This is a genomic window from Hydrogenophaga palleronii NBRC 102513 (genome assembly GCF_001571225.1).
Classification (GTDB): domain Bacteria; phylum Pseudomonadota; class Gammaproteobacteria; order Burkholderiales; family Burkholderiaceae_C; genus Hydrogenophaga; species Hydrogenophaga palleronii.
In genome coordinates this window covers 56,465-74,312 of the sequence record NZ_BCTJ01000008.1, presented here as the reverse complement: position 1 = coordinate 74,312, position 17,848 = coordinate 56,465, and the positions used below count along the sequence as shown (strand labels likewise).

Genomic DNA, 17,848 nt, shown 5'->3' with positions numbered 1-17,848 from the left:
CGTGACGGTTGGCATGACCGAGCAACGCACTGCGCCTTGCCCGATGTCATCAAGCTTTCACACGGAATTCGTGGCGCGTGTGTCCGATGCCTGCGACGTCGGCGATGTGGGCGATGTGGGCGACGCTGGCTGCGCCGATGGCACCGGCGCGGCGGCCGCGCCCAGCGTCTGCAGGAACAGCGACTCCACCTGCCAGGCGATCTGCTGCCAGTCCAGCTGGGCCACCTGGCTGCGCGCCAGCGTGCTGGCCTGCGCGATGCGCGCGGGTTCACTCGCCAGCCCGGCGGCCAGCGACGCATAGCCCGCCTCGTCCCCCACCGGCACCAGCCAGCCGTTGGCGCCATGGCGCACCCAGTCGGCCGCGGCCGCGCTGTCGAAGGCCAGCACCGGCAGGCCGCTGGCCAGCGCTTCGATGGTCACGTTGCCGAAGGTCTCGGTGATGCTGGGGAACAGGAACAGGTCGGCCGAGGCGTAGTAGGTGGCCAGCGATTCGTGCCGCTGCATGCCGGCGAACACCGCGGCCGGGCAACGCTGCCGCAGGTTCTCGCGCAGCGGCCCGTCGCCCACGAACACCAGCTTCACCCCGGCGTTCACGGCGCGCATGGCCTCGAAGGCGCGCAGCACCATGTCGAGGTTCTTCTCGGCCGCCAGCCGGCCCACGGCCAGCAGCACCAGGCTGTCGGCATCGGCCCCCCAGGAGGTGCGCAGTGCGTCGCTGCGGCGGTCGGGGCGGAACAGTTGCGTGTCCACGCCACGCGCCACCACCTGCACGTTCTGGAAACCGCCGGCCGCCAGTTCGCGGCGCAAGGCTTCGGTGGGCACCATGGTCAGGCGCGTGAGGTTGTGGAACTTGCGCAGGTAGGCCACGATGGGCTTGCGCAGCCAGCCCACGCCGTAGTGCTGGCTGTAGGCCTGGAAGTTGGTGCGGAAGTCCGAGGTGACCGGCAGGCGCAGGCTGCGCGCGGCCTGCAGCGCCGACCAGCCCAGCGGCCCTTCGGTGGCGATGTGCACGAGGTCGGGCCGGCGCAGCGTCCAGGCCTGGATCAGCGCGCGTTTGCCCGGCAGGCCCAGCTTGAGTTCGGGGTAACGCGGGATCGGCATGCCGCGCATCAGCACCTCTTCAAAGCCGGTGTGGCGCGAGGCCTCGTCCACGCGCGTCTGGCGTGGCCGGATCAGCTGCACCTGGTGGTTGCGGGCGCACAGGCCCTGCACCAGCCGCGAAAGCGTGAGCGAGACGCCGTTGATCTCGGGCGGCCAGGTTTCGGTCACCACCGACAGCCGCAGCGAAGGGCTGCTGGCGGGGTACTCCTCCACCAGGATCTGATCTGAGTGCACATCGGTCATGCAGTGATCTTCCCGAGGCATTGCAACAGGCTGATGACAGCGCGCGCCTGTCACCGGGTTTTCACACGCACAGGCAAGCATGTCATGCGTTTGCCACCACCCTCGCCATCACCGGAGCCTTTCGTGAACGATTTTTTCAAGACCCTGGAAGTCCAGCGCTGGGATGACCACCGCTACTACCACCACAGCCGCATCAACCAGACGCTGCACTTCATCAGCGCCATGAGCTTCGTGCTGGCCTATGCCCTGTTGTGGACCGATCCGGTGTTGTCCGCGCTGATCGCCTGGCTGGTGTCCATGACCAGCCGCCAGGCCGGCCACTTCTTCTTCGAGCCCAAGGGTTACGACCACGTGAACCAGGCCACGCACGAGCACAAGGAAGAGATCAAGGTTGGCTACAACCTGCGCCGCAAGGTGGTGCTGATGGCGCTGTGGGCCGGCACGCCGCTGCTGGTGTGGGCCGTGCCCGGCGTGTTCGGCCTGTTCGAGGCGCCCACCGATGGCACGCAGTTCATCCGCCAGGTTGGCACGCTGTGGCTCGCGCTCGGTGCGGGTGGCCTGCTGTTCCGCACCATCCACCTGTTTTTCCTGTTCGACGTGAAGACCGGCCTGGTGTGGATGACCAAGATCCTCACCGACCCGTTCCACGACATCAAGCTGTACTACAAGGCGCCGCTGTACCTGATGCGCGGCCAGCTGATCGACCCCGGCGTGGCGACGAAATAGAGGCCCCCCTGCGTCGCCTGCGGCGCCTCCCCCCAGGGGGCGACACCAGCGCCCCGGCGGAGCCGGTTGCGCGGTGTCTCTGGACGAGGTCACTTCATTCGATGCGCTTGCCCATCTTTGCCGACAGCATCTCGCGCAGCACCTGGCGGCGAATGGTCTTGTGGGTGGTGCCGGGCGCGAGCCACCACCAGCCCTGCGCCTGCATGTCCTTGCCCGCGGCCACGAAGCGCCGCAGCACTTCTTCAAAGTCATCGTCTTGCAGGTTCAAGCCCAAAATCAGGCGCCCCGTGCCGACCCAGCTCAGGGCCAGGCCGTGCCAGCGCAGCAGGTACTGCAGCATCCAGTGGTAACGGCCGGGCTGGGTGTAGCTCAGTGTCCAGACGCTTTGCAGGTGGTCGGCGCGCAGCGGCAAACCGTGCTCGGCCATGGTGTCGTTGAAGCGCCGGGCGCGGGCGTCCCAGCGCGCGTCCTGATCGGCGTACAGCGCCTGCACCTCGGGCGTGTCGAGCCGGCGCAGAAAGGCGTTCATGCCGCCCATCACATAGGGGTGGGCGTTGAAGGTGCCGCGCGCAAAACACAGGTCGGCCGGGCGCTCCGGGCGGAAGCGCTGCATCAGGTCGGCGCGGCCACAGACCACGCCCACCGGGTAACCACCTGCCACGCTCTTGCCGTAGGTGACGAGGTCGGCGCGCACGCCGAAGTATTCCTGCGCGCCGCCCGGCGCGAGGCGGAAACCCAGGAACACCTCGTCGAAGATCAGCACGATGCCGCGCTCGGTGCAAACCTCGCGCAAGCGCGTCAACCAGGCGGTGTAGGCGGCGCGGTCGTAACCCGCGCTGCGGCTGCCGTCCACCAGGGTGGAGTCGCCCGGCGCGTTGCGGTTGGGGTGCAGGGCCTGCAGCGGGTTCACCAGCACGCAGGCGATGTCGCGCCGCGTGCGCAGCACCTGCAGGCTCTTGTCGTCCATGTCCTTCAGCGTGTAGGTTTCGCGCGGCGGCATCGGGTTGCCGGGGCCGGGCTGCACGTCTTCCCACCAGCCGTGGTACGCACCGCAGAAGCGCACCAGGTTCTTGCGCCGCGTGTGGTAACGCGCCAGCCGCACGGCCTGCATCACCGCCTCGGTGCCGGACATGTGGAACGACACCTGCTGCTGGCCCGAGATGGCCTGCAGGCGCGCGATGTTGTCGGCCACGCAGGGGTGGTAGGCGCCGAGCACCGGGCCGAGTGCGGCGCCGGTCTCGGCCCCCTCAGCCATGCAGGCCTTGTAGAAATCCACCCCGAACACGTTCACGCCGTACGAGCCGGTGAGGTCGAGGAAACGGTTGCCGTCGAGGTCGGTCACGCTGCTGCCCTCGGCCGACTGCACGAAGGCGCCCACCTTGAGGTGTTCGCGCACATAGGGGCTGAACTGGAAGGGCACGCGGTAGCTGCCGGTGAACTGCAGATCGGCCAGGCCTTCGCGCGCCTGCGCGCTCAGCGCCAGGCTCTTGGCGTAACGCCGGGCGAAGCCCGAGGCGAGCATCTCGAAACCATGGCGGCGGCGCGCCGCCACGTCGGACGGTGCGCCATCGATATCGAAGAAACGCGCCTCGCTGTAGGCGTAACCCGGCAACCAGGTCGCCAGGCGTTTGGCCATGCGCGAATGGCCCGCCAGCGAGCGGTGTTTGGCACGCGAGAGTTGCAGGCGTTGCCGCAGGTACGGCAGCGCCAGCACCAGCGAGCCCAGGGGCACGGCGTAAGAAAGGTAGGACATGCGGCAAGCGCTCCAGGGCGGTTGATGTGTGTCCTTTGTAGGTCGCACACATGACGCGGACATGAATATCTCAAGACAGCTGCAGCGCCTGGCGCTCAACGAAGACATCAACTTCCTGCTCACCAACCGTGTGCCGCGCGCCGCGCTCACGCGCTTCATGGGCTGGTTCAGCCGCATCCGCCATCCCTGGGTGCGCGACGCCTCCATGGCGGTCTGGCGCGGCTTCACCGACATCAACCTGAGCGAAGCGCAGAAGAGCACTTTCGAGAGCCTGCACGACTGCTTCGTGCGCGAACTCAAACCCGGCCTGCGCCCCATCGACCCACGGCCCGAGGTGCTGACCAGCCCTTGTGACGCCATCGTCGGCGCCTGCGGGCGCATCGGTGACGACCCGGCGGCCCAGGTGTTCCAGGCCAAGGGCTTTCCGTACCCGCTGGCCGACCTGCTGGGCACCGACGCACACGCGCAGGCCATGCTGCAGCAACTGCGCGGCGGCAGCTACGTCACGCTGCGCCTGACCTCGGCCATGTACCACCGCTTCCACGCCCCGGCCGCGCTGCGGCTGGAGCATGTGACGTACCACAGCGGCGACACCTGGAACGTGAACCCGATCGCGCTCAAGCGAATCGAACGCCTGTTCTGCAAGAACGAACGTGCCGCCCTGCACACGCGCCTGGCCGACGGCACGCCGCTGCTGCTGGTGCCGGTGGCGGCCATCCTGGTGGCCAGCATGCGCCTGCGCGCGGTGGACGTGGCGCTCAACGCGCAGTACCGCGGCCCGCACCAGCTGCCCTGCAACGCCGCCTACGACAAGGGCCAGGAGATGGGCTGGTTTGAGCACGGCTCCACCATCCTGGTGTTCACGCCGCCGGGCTTCGGCCTGTGCGACGGCGTGCAGGACGGCCACCGCATCCGCATGGGCGAGGCCTTGCTGCGGCGCTGCGTGGACAGCAGCGCCGCCTGATCAGATCGCCGTCTGGTTCACGCGCTGCATCAGCTGCTGCGCCGTTTCCTTGCGCTCGCTGTAGCGGTCCACCAGATAGGGGGAAGCATCGCGTGTGAGCCAGGTGAACTTCATCAGCTCTTCCAGCACGTCCACCACCCGGTCGTGGTAGGCCGAGGGCTTGAGGCGGTCGTGGGAGTCGAACTCCTGGAAGGCCTTGGCGATCGAGGACTGGTTGGGGATGGTGATCAACCGCATCCAGCGCCCGAGCACGCGCATCTGGTTCAGGGCATTGAAGGACTGCGAACCGCCGCTGACCTGCATCAGCGCCAGCGTCTTGCCCTGTGTGGGGCGCTGCGCGCCCAGGCTCAGCGGAATCCAGTCGATCTGCGTCTTCATGATGCCGGTCATGGCGCCATGGCGTTCGGGTGAACACCAGACCATGCCCTCGGACCAGGTGACCAGCTCGCGCAGCTCCACCACCTTGGGGTGGGTCTCGGGGGCGTCGTCGGGCAGCGGCATGCCGCCCGGGTTGAACACACGGGTTTCTGCACCCATGGCCTGCAGCAGGCGCACCGACTCTTCCACCAGCAGGCGGCTGAAGGAGCGTTCGCGCAACGAGCCATACAGCAACAGGATGCGCGGCGGGTGCGACAGGGCTGCGGCCGCGTGCGCGCGCTGCGGCACGCGAAAGGCCTCGGAGTCCAGCTGGGGCAGATCAGCGAGCGACATGCACGCGCACCCCATTGGTATCGACCACCGGCTCGCCGTCTTCCTTGTTGAAGGCCGCCTGCTGCGGCTGCGGCAGGATGTCCAGCACAAGCTCGGAGGGCCGGCACAGGCGGGTGCCGAGCGGCGTGACCACGATGGGCCGGTTCATCAGCACCGGGTGCTGCACGATGGCGTCGAGCAGTTGCGCATCGGTCCAGCGCGCCGCACCCAGGTCGAGTTCCTGGTGGATCTTTTCCTTGCTGCGCAGGAGGTCGCGCACCGACCCGCCGGTGGCCGCCACCAGGGCCTGCAGGGTGTCGCGGCCGGGCGGCGTCTTGAGGTACTCGATCACCTCGGGCTCTTCACCGCTGTTGCGGATCAGGGCCAGGGTGTTGCGCGAGGTGCCGCAGGCGGGGTTGTGGTAAATCGTGATGGTGCTCATGGCTTCATGCTCCTTGGGTTGTTGTGGGGGACGGTGTCCAGGTGTTGATCAGGGCCACCAGCGACAGCATCACCGGCACCTCGACCAGCACGCCGACGACGGTGGCCAGCGCCGCGCCGGAGTTCAACCCGAACAGCGACACCGCGACCGCCACGGCGAGTTCAAAAAAGTTGGAAGTGCCGATCAGGCAGGCAGGCCCGGCGATCTCGTGCCGCAGCCGCAGCCGGCGCGCGCCCCACCAGGTGAGCAGGAAGACACCGTAACACTGCAACACCAGCGGCACCGCGATCAAGCCGATGGCCAGCGGCTGCGCCACGATTTTCTCCGCCTGGAAACCGAACAGCAGCACCACGGTGGCGATCAGGCCGGCGACCGACCAGGGCTTGAGCGCGGCCACGAAGCCCCCCACCGCCGCGTCGGAGCGGCGGCGCAACAGGTGGCGCGTGAACATGCCGGCAAGCAGCGGCAGCACCACGTACAACACCGTGGACAACAACAGCGTCTGCCAGGGCACGGCGATGTCGGTCATGCCCAGCAGCAGGGCCGCGATGGGCGCGTAGGCGAACACCATCACCAAGTCGTTCACCGACACCTGCACCAGCGTGTAGTTGGCATCGCCTTTGACGAGCTGGCTCCAGACAAACACCATCGCGGTGCAGGGCGCCACGCCGAGCAGGATCAGGCCCGCCACGTACTCCCTGGCCACGGCCGGCTCGATCCAGGGTGCAAACAGCACCTGCAGGAACCACACCGCCAACGCCGCCATGGTGAAAGGTTTGACGAGCCAGTTGACCACCAGCGTGAGCAACAGGCCTTGCGGACGCCGGCCGACACCGCGCACGGCCGACCAGTCAACCTGGATCATCATCGGATAGATCATCAGCCAGATGTACACGGCCACCACCAGGTTCACGTGGGCCAGCTCCAGCGTGGCCACCCAGTGGAACAGCGCCGGCACGGCCAGGCCCGAGGCCACACCGAGGGCGATGCCGGCCGCCACCCACAGGCTCAGATAACGTTCAAACAGCCCCATGGCCGTCAACCGCAGTCGCAAGCCGCGGCGTTGTCCACTGCGCAGGGCTGGCCTTCGCAGCAGTGCGCGGTGAGAAAACCCAGCAGGCCGTTCATGCTCGCAAAGTCGGCGCGGTAGATCAGGTGGCGGCCGTCGCGCTCGCAACTGGCCAGGCCGGCACCCACCAGCTCCTTGAGGTGAAAGGACAGCGCCGTGGGCGAGCTTTGCAGCGCCTCGGCCATCTGGCCTGGCAACACACCCGCCGGGCCGGCCACCACCAGCATGCGGTAGGCACGCAGGCGCGTGGCCTGCGCCAGGGCCGATAGCGCTCGGATCACATTCACCTCATCCATCGCAACCCCCCGTCTTTCAACATGACTTCAATCATTCAACAATCGTTGAAGTATCTCAGACGTGCATGACCATCCCGTGACGGGGGCTCAAAGAAACGTTCGAGGCGGTGCCCGCGTGCCGGGCCGCGCGGGCCGCCGTCTACGCTGGACGCGCCCCGCGCCGCCGGGTGTGCCGATGCCGGGCGGACGCGGCGGGATGCCGGCGTTTTATTTACCAGCGGCCCCGCAGCCCCACCATCATCCCCGCATTGCGCTGGCGGCTGTTGTGCTCGAACTGCACATCGGCAAACAGATCAAATGCCTTGCCGAGACTGCCGCTGACACCCAGGCCGAGGATCAGCGTGTTGCGCTTGAGCGCCACGCCCGACACCTGGAACGGCGAGGCGCTCGCCGCGCCCTGGAACTGCGACGTCATCGGCGTGCCGAGGTCACCGAACTCACGCGCCCAGACAGCGCGCGGTTCCAGCCGCAAGCTGCCGGCTTCAAAGCTGGCCTTGGCGCCCAGCAGCGATTTGGTCGAGGTGACGGTCTGGCCGGCGACCTGCAAATTGAGCGCTCCGGCACCGGTTTCGGTGAAGCCGTCGGCCTGGTCCCTCGTCACCGACAGCGCGGCCACCGGCTTCAAGGTCCAGCCGTTCATGGGCAGGCTGTAAGCCGCTTCGCCATAGGCCGACAGTGTGCGGCTGTTGAAGTCACTGCTGGCCGTGCGGCTCAACGCGCCGACCGTGACCGTGCGGTTCATGCGGTTGTCGTTCCAGCCCGCACTCGCCGCCGCCTTGAACGCCCAGGGGCCCGCATCCAAGCTGCCGTACAGGGCCAGCGCGCTGCCGCGGGATTTGCCGCTGTCATGGCGGTTCAGGCTCAGGCGCGAGCTGCCGCTGCTGAGGGCTGCACCCACCACCACGCCGTTTGGCAGCTGGGTGTCAAGCCCGGCGCTCAGTGCGGTGTTGCGCAGTTGGCTGGCGGCGGCATTGCCGTCGGCCTCGGTGTCCTGGTAGCCGCCCGCGCCGCGCAGCCAGAAGCCGCGGTTCTGGCTCTGCGCAGCCGAAGGCAACACCGCGCCGGACCCCAGCGAGAACCGCTGCGGTGGCGCATCAGACACCGTGGTCAGCAGACCCGACAGGTCACTTGTGTGCGCGTTGGACGCCAGCAGGATGGGGCGGTTGGAAAACGCGTTGGCCAGTGCGTTGGCCGCACCGCCTTGCCCGTTGGCCAGACGTGTTTGCAGCTGGCCGCCAAAAGTCGCAGCAAAACGTGCGCCGGCGCCGCGCAGCGCCACCAGGCCAGCACCGCTGGCCGCGTCGTAGGCGGCGCGCGCCTGCTCGGCCGACAGACCGGTCAGGGCGTCCAGCACCGTGACCATGTCGCCCGTGGCGCCGCTGGCGGCGCGTTCCAGCGCGCCGCCCGTGGCGATCTGGTTGGGCGTCGATGCGACCGTGCCGAAACTGACATCGTTGCGCGCCAGCGTGAGGCGCACCGTGTTGGCGTCATACACCAGCGTGGGGTCCAGGAAGGCCAGGTCGGACGACACGCCAGAGAACACACCGGTGCGCCCGCCGGCGGCGTTCAGGATGGTGTAGGTCGTGTTGGCCGCGTAGTTGCCCGCAGCCCCCTGCACGGTCACTGTGCCGTCGAGGTTTGCGGTGCCGGTGACGTTGGTGCGGTCGTTGTTGCCGGCGGCATCGACTTCAACGCGGTAAATCGAGCCGGGCGCGAAGCTGAGGTTGCCGGCGACATTCAGAGTGCCGATGGAGTTGCCGGGGGCCAGCGCGCCGCCAGCGGCCACCGTGGTGGTGCCAACCGTGCCGCTGCCGCCCAGAATGCCGCCGCTGTTGACGGTGACGGCTGAGCTGGCGATCGAGCCGTTGACCGCCAGGGTGCCGCTGCTGACGCTTGTGGCGCCGGTGTAGCTGTTGGCACCGGTCAGGATGGTGGTGCCCATACCGATCTGACTCAGACCGCCCGTGCCGGTGATGGTGTTCGCAATCGTTCTGTTGTCACTGCGGTTAAAGGCCAGGGTGCCCTGGTTGAGCACCGAGCCGGAGCCCAGCTCACCACTTGTGCCGCCATCGCCTATTTGCAGCGTGCCGCCCTGGATGGTGGTGGTTCCTGTGTAGCTGTTGGCGGCCGACAAAATCAAGGTGCCTGCGCCGCTCTTGGTCAAAGACTTGCCATCCCAGCCGCTGGTGGGATTCGCGGCCTCATCGGCCAGCCCCACGCCCAAATCAAATCGGTCCGTCGCACCTGCCAGAGAGAAGCTGCCATGGGCGAGCGAGTTTTTAGCGCTCCAGCTCAGGTCGTAGCTGGCCAGGTACTGCCTGTTGTCCGCAGATTTTTGGGTGTTGAGCGTGAGGTAGTCGAGTGGTCCGGAGAACCCACCGACAGTGACTGAACCAAAGTCTCCAACAATGCCGTTGTCGGTGGAAATCAGCACATGTTCGAGCTGGTTGGGCGCGGTAATTCCCGAGATGTTCAAGCCCACGCCAGTGCCTATGCGCATGCTCTGGGCCACCAGGCTTGAGGGCGCGTTGATGGACAGCGTGGAGACGTCTCCAAGATCAACGGCGCCGCTCACCGTCACAGGTGTGCTTGAAGCAACCCCCAGGCTGGAAGCTTGGGCAACATTCAAATTGCCGCTCAAGGCAGGGCCGCTGCCCGCGAAAGTGAGTGTCCCTTCGTTCACTTGGGCACTGCCGGTGAAGGCGTCGGTGCCAGAGAGGGTCAGCCGGCCACTGCCATTCTTGATCAGGCTGGCGCCACTGACTGCACCTGCCAACGTGAGATCCCCAATGCCGCCAATGTTCAGCGTGCCGTTGGCCGTGACGGCGTTGCTCAGGGTCAGCGCCACATTGGCATCCAGCGAAGTGCCGTTGGCGGCGATCAGGGCCCCCTGACCGAGCGCGTTGTGATGGCCGACGACCAGTTTGCCTGCCTGCAATTGCACGCCGCCGGAGAAGCTGTTGTCGCCAGCGAGGCTCAGGTCAGCGCTGCCACTCTTCACCAGGCTGCCGCCAGTGCCAATGATGTTTCCGGTCAGACTCATGGCATTGCTGCCAGCCAGGGTCAGCGTACGGGCCGCCAGATTGACGTCGCGGGTCAGGGTAACGCCGCTGCTGGCATCCAGACTGGCGTCGCCGGCAAGTCTCAGCGTACCGGTGCCCAAGGCGCCACTGTTGCCGACGGTGAGCCTGCCCCCCCCCAGGGTGACACCGCCGCCAAAGGTGTTGTTGCCGTTGAGGGTCAGGTTGGTGGTGCCGTTTTTTATCAGGCTGCCGTTGTTGCTCAGCGTGCCGCTCAGGGTCAGGTCGTAGCGACCGGGAAGGGTCAGCGCACCATTGAGTACCACGTTGTTGGTCAGCAGCGAGACGCCGCTGTCAGGGTCCAGGGAGCCCCCCGTGGCGGTGATGGTGCCGCTGCCAATGGCGCCGGCAGAGGCCAGAACCACCTTGCCGGCGTTGAGGTTGAAGCCGCCGCTGAAATTGTTGGCGCCGTTCAGGGTCAGGTCGCCTGTACCGCTTTTGCTCAGCGACCCGCCGCCGAAGACGGTGCCGTTCAGGGTCAGCGCGGAGCTGCCACTCACGGTCAGCCCGGCGTTGAGCCGGATGTCGTTGGCGAGCGGTATCGGTATAGAGGTTTGCAAGGTGGACGCGCTGTCGACAGCGACCATGCCATCGAACGTGCCGCCACTCAGTGCGTCAACGTGACCCAGTTGTGTCACACCGCCGGCGAGTGAGATGGAGTGGAGGATGTTCGAACCAGTCAGGATCAGGGTGCCGCTGCCACTCTTGTTCAGCACGCCGCGACCGGTGATGGGGCCCGCCAGGGTCAGGGTGTTGCTGCCAGAGACGCCCAGGTCGCTGCCGGTGATGCTGATGGGGTTGTTCAGCGTCACCGACGAAGCCCCGGCCCGCAGGTTGCCGCCCGTGCCAGCGCTGGTGATGACCCCGGTGCCCAGGGCCGCATCGTTGTCGACCGACAGGATGCCGCCGTTGAGCACGGTGGACGTGGTGGTACCGGTCAGCACCGGGCCGAACATCCTCCAGGTGCCGGCATCGACGATCAGGTTGCTGAAGTTTTTGAAGTTGTCGCTGGAAATGGTTCCGCTGCCGTTGGTGCCGGCACCGCCACCGACCGCGTTCTGCAGGGCCAGGGTGCTGTTGGAGCCCAAACCGCCGTCGACGATACCGGCGGCGGCGAAGTTGGCCGTCTGGCCCGATATCGACAACGTGCTCGCCGTGCCGCCACCCGTGCTGACAGACGAGCCGGTGATCGCGTTGAAGCGGTTGGCACCGGCACCGGCACCGGCACCCATGGAAAGGCTGCCGGTCAGCGTACCGCTGTTGGTGAAGTTGTTGCCCTGCCTCGAGGCCTGGAACGAAATCCGGCCGGTGATGGTCCCGGTGTTGGTCATCACGACCGTGCCCCCTCCCTCGACCCCCACCACCGGGATATCGGCCGTTGCCAACCCGGTAATGCCAATCAGCGGCGTGCCGGCAATGGTGCCGTTGTTGGTGATGGTGGTGGTACCGCCGAGGCCGTTGCGCACTTGAATCGCCATGCCGGTCAAGGTGGTGAGCGGAAAATTCCTCGAGTCAGAGGTGCCCTGGATTGTGTTGTTGTTGGTGATGTTCAGGAGGTTGTTGTTGGTGTTACCGATGAACAGGCCAGAGGACAACGACAGAATGGCGCTGTCCATGGAGGGGTTGATTACGCCGTTGTTGACCACCTGCGTGTTGTTGCCGGTGAAGGTCACAGAAGCCAGCCCGTTGAGCACCGAACTGATCCTGGCCGTTCCATCAAAGGTCACGGTCATGTTGGTGACCTGGGACAACACGCCAGCCATAGCGCCATCGCACCTCACCATTGTCCCGGGGGAGAAGGGCATGCACGCCGCATGAGCGCTGGGCATCGCACCAACAAGCCCCCATGCGGCCGCCAGGGCCGCAGCCATGTGGTGCAGGCGCAGTGCCAGGCCCCCGTTGCCGGCCAGCGCAACGCTGCCGCCGCTGCGTTTGCCGCAGGCCCGCGTGATTTCAGAAACGGCGACCCAGGCGCCCAGTGCGGAGTTCCAGATGCTGCGGTGAGAAGTGTTCATGGATAAAAATCGAAAACGGCGCGCAAAAACGCGGGGAAACCGGCCGCCGGTGAATGCCGATAACTGGTGGATGAAAAGGACTGTGTTGGGAGACGGGCGAGGGTGACGGTGAAGATGAGGGGCCGCCTGCAAACACGCAAAGCTGTAGCTCACAAGACCTGGCATGACGGTGTAAACAAAGGCAAGCCCTTGGATGACGAGCGCCTCGGGGCGAGCGGGCAGCTTTTCTCCATGCTTTTTTGTTTGTAGCGCTGCCCACACCCGTCTCTTATCGGCTGCAGGCCGATGTGACTTGAAAACTATCGTGACCCCTTCCTGCCTGGCGGCGTGCTGGTGCGGCAACCGCCGAGCGAGGCAGCGACCTGGCGGGCGGGTGGTTTGTCACCGAACTTTCACACGGCTTGCACATGATCGGCGCGTTCACCTTCCCCACCAGGACGCCCCATGACCCACGACAACACCCGCCTCAACGCCCACTTCAACAACGAAGACTCCAACACCAGCGGCAACCCCGTTTTTGACAGCGTGCTGCAGGCGCGCCTGAGCCGCCGCGGCCTGCTGCGTGGTGGTGTCGGCATGGCCAGTGCCACCGCACTCGGCGGCGCGGCGGCCCTCAGCGGCTGCGCCACCACCGGCGGCCCGGTGGCCCCGGTCAACACCCTGGGCTTCACGCCGGTTGCCAAGACCCTGGCCGACCAGGTCACCGTGCCACCTGGTTACACCGCACGCACCATCTACGCGCTGGGTGATCCGCTGAGCGCCAGCACACCGGCGTACAAAAACGACGGCAGCGACAACGGCTATGGCGACCGCGCCGGTGACCACCACGACGGCATCGAATGGTTCGGCCTCGACGCGACCGGCCGCCCTTCCGACAGCTTCGCTTCGCGCGGCCTGCTGGCGATGAACCACGAAGCCACCACCGACGAAAAGCTCAGCTCCTTCTTCCTGCACGCCAACGGCGGCACCTCCACCCTGCCGCGCCCGGCGGCCGAGATCGACAAGGAGTTGATGATCCACGGCATCTCGGTGGTTGAGGTGCAGACCGACGGCAAGGCCTGGGCGACACAGAACGCCTCGGCCTTCAACCGCCGCATCACCACCATGACGCCGGTGCTGATCCACGGCCCGGCACGCGGCAGCGAACACCTGGTGACGCGCCACAGCACCGACGGCACCGCCGCACGCGGCACGCTCAACAACTGCGGCACCGGCCGCACGCCCTGGGGCACCTTCATCTCGGGCGAAGAGAACTGGTTCGGCTATTTCTTCCGCGACGCCAAGGACGACGACGCACGCAAGAAGGACAAGCAAGTACAGGCCCTCAACCGCTACGGCCGCAAGGCCGGCGCGGCCAGCCGCCACGGCTGGGAAAGCGGCGGCGCCAGCGACAGCTACACGCGCTGGAACAACAGCGCCATCGGCGCCAGCGCCAAAGACGATTTCCGCAACGAGATGAACACGTTCGGCTACATCGTCGAGATCGACCCCTACGACAAGACGCAAGCCCTGCGCAAGCGCACCGCACTCGGCCGCATGGGCCACGAGAACGCCACCTTCGCCCGCGTGAGCGCCGGCCAGCCGGTGGTGGCCTACATGGGCGACGACTCGCGTGGCGAGTACATCTACAAGTTCGTGTCCGACGCCAAGTGGGACCCGGCCGACGCCAAGCCCGCCAACCGCCTCGCGGCCGGCGACAAGTACCTCGACAAGGGCACGCTGTTCGTGGCCCGCTTCAAGGACGACGGCAGCGGTGAATGGCTGGAGCTGTCGATGAACAACCCGGTGATCGCGGGCAGTTCCTACTTCGAGTTCAAGAACAACGCCGAGGTGGCCATCTTCACCCGCCTGGCCGCCGACGCCGTGGGCGCCACGCGCATGGACCGGCCCGAGTGGGGCGGTGTGAACCCGAAGAACGGCGAGGTTTACTTCACCCTCACCAACAACAGCAACCGCACGCCCGCCACCACCGACGCCGCCAACCCGCGCGCCTACACCGACATGAAAGCCGGCAAGGAGCAGAAGGGCAACGTCAACGGCCACATCGTGCGCCTGGCCGAGAAGGCACCGCACGACGCCGCCTTCCTGTGGGACATCTACCTCTTCGCCGCCGAAGCGGGCGCGGACAAGGCGCAGATCAACCTGTCCAACCTGAGCGACGAGAACGACCTGTCTTCACCCGACGGCCTGGTGTTCAGCAAGGCCACCGGCATCTGCTGGATCGAAACCGACGACGGCGCCTACACCGACCAGACCAACTGCATGTTGCTCGCCGCCCTGCCCGGCCAACGCGGCGACGGCGGCAGCAAGACCTTGAAGCACGGCGACCGCAGCGTGACCACCCACGTGGGCAAGGCGCAGACGCCGGCCACGCTCAAGCGTTTCCTGGTCGGCCCCAAGGGCGCCGAAATCACCGGCATCACCGAAACCCCCGACGGCCGCGCGATCTTCGTGAACATCCAGCACGCGGGCGAGAACACGAAGATGGCCGACGTGAACGACCCGGCGAAGTACGAGAGCCAGTGGCCGGCAAGCGCAGGTTATGGCGCCGGCAAACGGCCACGCTCGGCGACCATCGTGATCACGAAGAACGACGGCGGTGTGGTGGGCACCTGAGGCGGCTGCGCGCACCGCGGCATGTGAATGCGCCCCTTCCCCCGCTGGGGGAGGTTGGCATGGGGGCCGCGCGCCGACCACGCCACTGCATGCGAGCCCCCACCCCTGCCCTCCCCCAGAGGGGGAGGGAGCAGGACACTGGCACGGCTCCGGCGTCGACACGTGAATGCGCTTCTTCCCCCGCTGGGGGAAGGTTGGGATGGGGGCTCGTGCGCCGACCACGCCACTGCATGCGGGCCCCCACCCCTGCCCTCCCCCAGAGGGGGAGGGGGTCAAGTGATCGGCGTGAGCTTGGCCACGCTGAGCGCCAGCCACTTGGTGCCGTGGCGCGTGAAGCTCACCTGCGCGCGCGCGTCGTCGCCCGCGCCTTCCACCGCCAGCACCTTGCCTTCGCCGAACTTGTTGTGGAACACGGCCAGGCCGGCGCGGATTTCGGTGCCGCGGTCGGGCTCGGGCGCTTTCTGGCCCAGGCCCTTGGGATCACCCCGCTCCTTGAAGCCGGGTGACCAGGCCGGCTGCAAACCGCCCGACGCGGCGCCGCCATAAGGTCGGCGCCCGTTCTGCCACTGGCCGCCACCACCACCGCCCATGGGCGCGCTCCAGGCCGGCTGCGCTGGCGTGAGCCACTTCAGGCATTCCTCGGGCAACTCGTCGAAGAAGCGGCTCTTGAGGTTGTAGCGCGTCTGGCCGTGCAGCATGCGTGTTTGCGAATGGCTGAGGTACAGGCGTTTGCGCGCGCGCGTGATCGCCACGTACATCAGGCGGCGCTCTTCCTCCAGGCCGTCGCGGTCGCTCATCGAGTTCTCGTGCGGGAACAGGCCCTCTTCCATGCCGGTGATGAACACGCAGTCGAACTCCAGGCCCTTGGCCGCGTGCACCGTCATCAACTGCACCGCGTCTTGTCCGGCCTGCGCCTGGTTGTCACCCGACTCCAGCGCGGCGTGCGTCAGGAACGCGGCGAGCGGGCTGAGCGTCTCGCCGGTCTCGGCATCGGGTGCCAGCGGTTCGTCCAGCACCGGCAGGTTCGGGTCCAGGCCCTGGCTGGCCGGGCTTTGCGTCAGCGGTTTGCCGTGTTCGTCGATCGGCAGCGCCACCGCATCGCGGCCAAAACCTTCGATGCTGACGAAGCTCTCGGCCGCGTTCACCAGTTCCTCCAGGTTCTCCACCCGGTCCTGCCCTTCGCGTTCGTTGCGGTAGTGCTCGATGAGCCCGCTGTGCGCCAGCACGAGTTCGATGATCTCGCGCAGCGTGCTGCCCTCGGCCTGTTCGCGCACCACGTCGAGCTTGGCGATGAAGGCACCCACCGCCACACCGGCGCGGCCGGTGACGGCGCTCACCGCATCGTTCAGCGAACAGCCGGCAGCCCGTGCCACATCCTGCAGTTGTTCGATGCTGCGTGCGCCGATGCCACGCGGCGGGAAATTGACGACGCGCAGGAAGCTGGTGTCGTCATGCGGGTTCTCCAGCAGGCGCAGGTAGGCCAGCGCGTGTTTGATTTCGGCACGCTCGAAAAAGCGCAGGCCGCCGTACACGCGGTACGGCATGCCGGCGTTGAAGAGTGCGGTTTCCACCACCCGGCTCTGCGCGTTGCTGCGGTAGAGCACGGCCATCTCGCTGCGCGGCATGTCTTCGCGCGCGAGCTGTTTCATCTCGTCCACCATCCACTGCGCTTCGGCAAAGTCGCTGGTGGCCTCAAACACCCGCACCGGTTCGCCGGCGCCGGCGTCGGTGCGCAGGTTCTTGCCCAGGCGGTGGCTGTTGTGGCTGATCAGCTGGTTGGCCGAATCGAGGATGTTGCTGACGCTGCGGTAGTTCTGCTCCAGCTTGATCTGGTGCTGCACGTGGAACTCGCGCACGAAGTCGGCCATGTTGCCCACGCGTGCGCCGCGAAAGGCGTAGATGCTCTGGTCGTCGTCGCCCACCGCAAACACCGCATTGCCCGCGCCCGACAGGCTTTCGAGCGGTGGCGCGCTGAACATCTTGATCCACGCGTACTGCAGGCGGTTGGTGTCCTGGAACTCGTCGATGAGGATGTGGCGGAAGCGCCGCTGGTAGTGCTCGCGCACCGGGTCGTTGTCGCGCAGCACCTCGTAGCTGCGCAGCATCAGCTCGCCAAAGTCCACCACGCCTTCGCGCTGGCACTGGGCTTCGTACAGCGCGTACAGCTCGATCTTCTTGCGCGTTTCGTCGTCGCGCGCCACCACGTCGTGCGGGCGCTGGCCGTCTTCCTTGCAGCCGCTGATGAAGTACTGGATCTGCTTCGGCGGAAAACGCTCGTCGTCCACGTTGAACTGCTTGCACAGGCGCTTGATGGCCGAGAGCTGGTCTTGCGTGTCGAGAATCTGGAAGGTGGCCGGCAGGTTGGCCAGCTTGTGGTGGGCGCGCAGGAAACGGTTGCACAGGCCGTGGAAGGTGCCGATCCACATGCCGCGCACGTTGATCGGCAGCATGGCCGACAGCCGCGTCATCATTTCCTTGGCGGCCTTGTTGGTGAAGGTCACCGCCAGGATGCCGCCGGGCGAGACCTGGCCGCTCTGCAGCAACCAGGCGATGCGCGTGGTGAGCACCCGCGTCTTGCCCGAGCCCGCCCCGGCCAGGATGAGGGCATGCTCGGCCGGCAGCAGCACGGCGGCCGCCTGTTCGGCATTGAGGCCCGCGAGCAGCGGGGAGGACGGCGGGGCAACGGGATCTTCAAACAACATGCAGCGATTGTAGAAAGCGCCCCGGCCGCCCGGTTTTTATACGGGCATGCGTATACACCTCATAAAAAAGGGACTTGGGCGCGGTACCGGTTCGTGCCGGCGTGCATGGCTACAATCGGGCACCGGGCCCAAGCTTCTTGCGCCCGGTTTC

At 66.8% G+C, this 17,848-nt stretch carries 11 protein-coding genes; 3 read left to right on the top strand and 8 right to left on the bottom strand.

The genetic code is table 11. The features are described from left to right. Positions 1–57 precede the first annotated feature (57 nt). Entirely contained in the window at positions 58–1,344 is a 1,287-nt protein-coding gene (locus HPA01S_RS08105; RefSeq protein WP_084360545.1) for a glycosyltransferase family 4 protein, read from the bottom strand. 123 nt (positions 1,345–1,467) lie between these two features. Between HPA01S_RS08105 and HPA01S_RS08100 the strand changes: the two genes are divergently transcribed. Further along, positions 1,468–2,070, top strand: a complete 603-nt coding sequence (locus HPA01S_RS08100; RefSeq protein WP_066268637.1) for a DUF962 domain-containing protein — start codon at positions 1,468–1,470, stop codon at positions 2,068–2,070. A gap of 94 nt (positions 2,071–2,164) precedes the next feature. Here HPA01S_RS08100 and HPA01S_RS08095 read toward each other — a convergent pair whose 3' ends face one another. Continuing rightward, positions 2,165–3,823 (bottom strand): aminotransferase class III-fold pyridoxal phosphate-dependent enzyme, encoded by a 1,659-nt coding sequence (locus tag HPA01S_RS08095; protein ID WP_066268635.1) that lies wholly within the window; start codon positions 3,821–3,823, stop codon positions 2,165–2,167. A gap of 61 nt (positions 3,824–3,884) precedes the next feature. On the opposite strand from HPA01S_RS08095, the gene asd reads away from it, so the two are divergent. Beyond that, positions 3,885–4,787, top strand: a complete 903-nt coding sequence (gene asd / locus HPA01S_RS08090) for an archaetidylserine decarboxylase (protein ID WP_066268633.1) — start codon at positions 3,885–3,887, stop codon at positions 4,785–4,787. On the opposite strand, the gene arsH is transcribed toward asd, so the two are convergent. From arsH to HPA01S_RS23450, 5 genes are all read right to left on the bottom strand, one after another. Next, positions 4,788–5,498 (bottom strand): arsenical resistance protein ArsH, encoded by a 711-nt coding sequence (gene arsH, locus HPA01S_RS08085; RefSeq protein ID WP_066268631.1) that lies wholly within the window; start codon positions 5,496–5,498, stop codon positions 4,788–4,790. Beyond that, positions 5,485–5,919, bottom strand: a complete 435-nt coding sequence (arsC, locus tag HPA01S_RS08080; RefSeq protein WP_066268629.1) for an arsenate reductase (glutaredoxin) — start codon at positions 5,917–5,919, stop codon at positions 5,485–5,487. Before arsC ends, arsH begins: the two co-directional genes overlap by 14 nt. 4 nt (positions 5,920–5,923) lie before the next feature. Further along, a complete protein-coding gene (arsB, locus tag HPA01S_RS08075; protein ID WP_066268753.1) occupies positions 5,924–6,952 on the bottom strand; it encodes an ACR3 family arsenite efflux transporter in 1,029 nt (342 codons plus the stop codon). A 5-nt stretch (positions 6,953–6,957) separates the two neighbouring features. After that, positions 6,958–7,284 carry an ArsR/SmtB family transcription factor gene (locus HPA01S_RS08070; RefSeq protein WP_066268627.1) on the bottom strand — a complete coding sequence of 109 codons (327 nt, stop codon included), beginning with the start codon at positions 7,282–7,284 and terminating at the stop codon, positions 6,958–6,960. Between the two features lie 211 nt (positions 7,285–7,495). Next, positions 7,496–12,379 (bottom strand): autotransporter domain-containing protein, encoded by a 4,884-nt coding sequence (locus HPA01S_RS23450; protein ID WP_169801514.1) that lies wholly within the window; start codon positions 12,377–12,379, stop codon positions 7,496–7,498. Positions 12,380–12,823: 444 nt separating this feature from the next. Here HPA01S_RS23450 and HPA01S_RS08060 point away from each other — a divergent pair, with 444 nt between their 5' ends. Continuing rightward, complete coding sequence (locus tag HPA01S_RS08060) at positions 12,824–14,995, top strand: PhoX family protein (RefSeq protein WP_066268624.1); 2,172 nt, start codon at positions 12,824–12,826, stop codon at positions 14,993–14,995. A gap of 272 nt (positions 14,996–15,267) precedes the next feature. Here the strand turns inward: HPA01S_RS08060 and HPA01S_RS08055 are convergent, their stop codons facing one another. Then, the gene (locus tag HPA01S_RS08055) at positions 15,268–17,697 is read right to left on the bottom strand and encodes a UvrD-helicase domain-containing protein (RefSeq protein ID WP_066268623.1); all 2,430 of its coding nucleotides are present in this window, start codon (positions 17,695–17,697) and stop codon (positions 15,268–15,270) included. Between the last annotated feature and the right edge of the window lie 151 nt (positions 17,698–17,848).